This is a genomic window from Collimonas fungivorans (genome assembly GCF_028292705.1).
Taxonomy (GTDB): domain Bacteria; phylum Pseudomonadota; class Gammaproteobacteria; order Burkholderiales; family Burkholderiaceae_D; genus Collimonas; species Collimonas fungivorans_B.
Window position 1 is genome coordinate 1 of the sequence record NZ_JAQGLV010000407.1, and the last position, 3480, is coordinate 3480.

Below are 3480 nucleotides of genomic sequence, written 5' to 3' on the forward strand. Positions count from 1 at the left end.
CGGCCCCATCGGCACCACGATCAGCAAGGTCAGCAGCACTTGCAGCGGCATCGCCAGCGTCGCATGGCCATACCAGCGGGTGACGGCATAGATGGCCAGCGGCAGCAGCACGAACTTGAGCAGGGCCGCGCCGATTTGCCGGACCTTGCCGGTTTCGCCGCTGCGGCCGAACATCACGGCCGCCGTTTCCTGGATAAAACTCAAGGCGCCGAGCGCCACCAGCAGGGTCGCAGACAGCGGAAACTTGTCGGCCTGGATCGCTGCCAGCGTCAAGGCGCCGAAAGCGACGAATTCACCCTGCGGGATAAAGATGACGCGCGTGACCGAGAACACCAGCACCAGCGCCAATGCCAGCAGCGCATATACGGCGCCGCTGGTGATGCCGTCCTGAGCCAGGATGGCGGCAACGGATAGATTCAAACCGAAATCCATCTTATTGCGCAGCGCCTATCAGTTTCCATTTGCCGTTGACAATCTCCACCATCACCCGTGCGCGCTGGTCGAAACCGACGTGGTCGGTCGCGCTCATGTTGACGATGCCTTGCGATACCGGCAGGTTCTTGATAGCTTCGATGGCGTCACGCAGCCCGGCGCGGAATTCCTTGCTTCCCGGCTGGCCTTTTTTCAGCGCTTGCGGCGTCGCCGCACCCAGCAGCATGCCGGCATCCCAGGCATGTCCGCCGAAGGTCGAAATGCTGCCGGCGCCGTAGGCTTTTTCATAAGCGGTGCGGTAAGCCATGGCCGATTTCTTGACCGGATTGCTGTCCGGCAGCTGCTCGGCCACCAGCAACGGTCCGGCTGGCAGGAAAGTGCCTTCGCAATCCTTGCCGCAGACGCGCAGGAAGTCATTGTTGGCGACGCCGTGGGTCTGGTAGATCTTGCCTTTGTAACCGCGTTCCTTCAGTGTCTTCTGCGGCAAGGCGGCAGGCGTGCCGGCGCCGGCGATCAGGATGGCGTCGGGATTGGCGCTGACCATCTTCAATACTTGCCCGGTGACCGAAGTGTCGTTGCGGGCGAAGCGCTCGTTGGCGACGATCTTGATCTTGCGCAGTTCGGCCAGCTTGGAGAATTCGCGGTACCAGCCCTCGCCGTAGGCGTCAGAGAAACCGATGAAGGCCACGCTCTTGACGCCGGCATCGGCCATGTGAGCGATGATCGCGGTCGCCATGTGCGAATCGTTTTGCGGGGTCTTGAAAATCCAGCGGCGCTTGGCGTCGACCGGTTCAACCAGGGCAGCCGAAGCCGCCATCGAAATCATCGGCGTACCCGATTCCGCCGCGACATCGCTCATCGCCAGCGAACCGGGAACGGCGGTCGAGCCGATCAGCAGATCGACCTTTTCTTCGCTGACCAGCTTGCGTGCATTCTTGACAGCCGTGGTGCTGTCGGTGGCGTCGTCGAGCACGATGTATTGCACCTTCTGGCCGGCGATTTCCTTCGGCAACAGGGCGAAAGTATTCTTTTCCGGGATGCCCAACGAGGCCGCCGGACCGGTCGCGGAAACGCTCACGCCGACCTTGATCTGGGCATACGCGCTGCCGCCGGCCAGGGTGATTGCCAATGCTGCGGAAACGGAAGTCCCCAACCATGCTTTTTTCATCTGAACTGCTCCATTGTAGGTTTAGCGCCGACGTCTCCCGGCAACGCTGATATCGTTCTGCCGAGAGATGTTAGCAAAGAATTTAAACCAGCATCAGCGCGATCTGCTGTGCGGCGTCGTCGCCCGGCTTGTGCTGGAAACGGCTTTTGGCGAAACGTTGCCAGCGTCCTAGCACGAAGCTGGTCAGGATATTGGCGCGCAGGGCCGCTTCCGCTTCATTCGCTTCCCCTTGCGAGGCAGCGATCCGCAACGCCTGTTTCAGCGCCAGCTCGATGCGGTCGACGAACTGGTTCATGCGCAACTGCAGGCGTTCGTCTTCATTGACCAGCGCATCGCCGATCATGACTCGGGTCATGCCTGGATTGCGCTCGGCGAAATTGAGCAGCATCAGGGCAATCGCCTGCGCCTGGTGCAAGCCTTTTTCCTGCTGCTCGGTAATCTGGTTGACCAGGCCGAACACGCTGGTCTCGATGAAATCGATCAGGCCTTCGAACATCTGCGCCTTGCTGGCGAAATGCCGGTACAACGCCGCCTCCGACACATCGATCTTGGCCGCCAGCGCGGCGGTGGTGATCTTTTCGCCCTTGGGCTGCTCCAGCATGGTCGCCAGGGTCTGGAGAATCTGGAGTTTGCGCTCGCCGGGTTTAGTAGTTGCCATGATTTTTATTTTAGTAATGATGGAGGTAAAAAAACTATGCCTGCTCCCTGCCCGGCGCCGAGCCAGCCGGGCCCAGCCGCCTAACGCAGGCGGTGCAGATTCCTGGCCAGCTGTCGCACCGATTTTACTTTGACATCGACGTATTTGGGGCGCTTTATCACATTTGACTGGTCGGCCAGGTATTGCGTGACCCAGGCCGTGCACATGCCGACCGATTTGGCTGCCTTGAGCGTGGCGATCGTATCTTCCACCAGGACGCAGCGGCGCGCCGCGACCTTTTCCCGCGCCAGCAGCTGGCGCAGCAGGTGGCGCGACGGTTTCGGCCGCAATTGGCGATGCACATGCATGGATTCGATCGAGATGTGCTTGCCGAAATGGCGCTGCAGGCGCAGGTGGCGCAAGACGTCGCCCGAGTAGCGCAGCGGCGCGTTGGTCAGCAGGATCTTGCGCCCCGGCAGGCGCTTGAGCAGGTCGATCAGGCCGCGCTCGGCGCGGATCATGCCCAGCAGATCGTCAAAACGGTGCGCTTCGCGCAGGAAATCCGCAGGCCGCACCTGGTGGTGCTTGACCAGGCCTAGCAAGGTCGCGCCGTAACGCCGCCAGTACATTTCGCGGGCGGCATTCACCGTGGCGGCGTCGGCGTCGACGCCGTCGCTGCCCAGGGTGCGCGCCATGAAAGCGTTCATGTTGTGGTGGATCGCGGGGAAAATGGCGTGCGAGGCGTCGTGCAGGGTATTGTCCAGGTCGAACAGCCAAAGCGCTGTAGTATTCTTTGCCATTGTGCCGTGCATTGGTTTTTATCAAGGAGAGTGTGTGCTTCGTCAGATTATAGTGACATTGTGCTGGTTGCCGTTAAGCCTGCTGGCGCTGCCGGCCCAGGCCGACGCCGTGGATACCGCCGGTGCCACAGTGGCGCCGGCACCCGCCCGCCAGGGCGGGGCCATGTTCAAGATACAGCGCGCCGGCCACAGTGCTTATGTATTTGGCACCATTCACGTCGGCCGCGCCGATTTTTATCCTTTCGACGACAAAGTCTTGCAAGCGATGCAACACTCATCGGCCATCGCGCTGGAAATCGATCCCGGCAACGCCCAAGGACTGGCCGACCTGATGACCAAATACGGCATCTACGCCAACGGCAAATCGCTGGCGCAGGAACTGCCGCCGCCGCTGCTGCTGCAGCTCAATCCGCTGCTGGAAAAATACGGCCTGACGCTGGACG

Annotated in this window: 4 protein-coding genes and 1 pseudogene; 1 reads left to right on the top strand and 4 read right to left on the bottom strand. The window is 61.2% G+C overall.

Annotation, left to right across the window (positions count from 1 at the left end; all coding sequences use genetic code 11):
• From JWQ61_RS21685 to JWQ61_RS21700, 4 genes and pseudogenes are all read right to left on the bottom strand, one after another.
• Window positions 1–420 (bottom strand): annotated as a pseudogene (locus JWQ61_RS21685) (branched-chain amino acid ABC transporter permease); the annotation flags it as partial.
• Window positions 421–433: 13 nt separating this feature from the next.
• Window positions 434–1600, bottom strand: a complete 1167-nt coding sequence (locus JWQ61_RS21690) for an ABC transporter substrate-binding protein (RefSeq protein WP_304362346.1) — start codon at window positions 1598–1600, stop codon at window positions 434–436.
• A gap of 82 nt (window positions 1601–1682) precedes the next feature.
• Window positions 1683–2258: a nucleoid occlusion factor SlmA gene (gene slmA / locus JWQ61_RS21695; RefSeq protein ID WP_061541835.1), complete on the bottom strand. Its 576-nt coding sequence runs from the start codon at window positions 2256–2258 to the stop codon at window positions 1683–1685.
• An 80-nt stretch (window positions 2259–2338) separates the two neighbouring features.
• Window positions 2339–3037 carry an HAD-IA family hydrolase gene (locus JWQ61_RS21700; RefSeq protein ID WP_304362347.1) on the bottom strand — a complete coding sequence of 233 codons (699 nt, stop codon included), beginning with the start codon at window positions 3035–3037 and terminating at the stop codon, window positions 2339–2341.
• Window positions 3038–3071: 34 nt separating this feature from the next.
• Between JWQ61_RS21700 and JWQ61_RS21705 the strand changes: the two genes are divergently transcribed.
• Window positions 3072–3480, top strand: a 409-nt coding sequence (locus tag JWQ61_RS21705) for a TraB/GumN family protein (RefSeq protein WP_304362348.1), incomplete at its 3' end; no start/stop codon positions are given.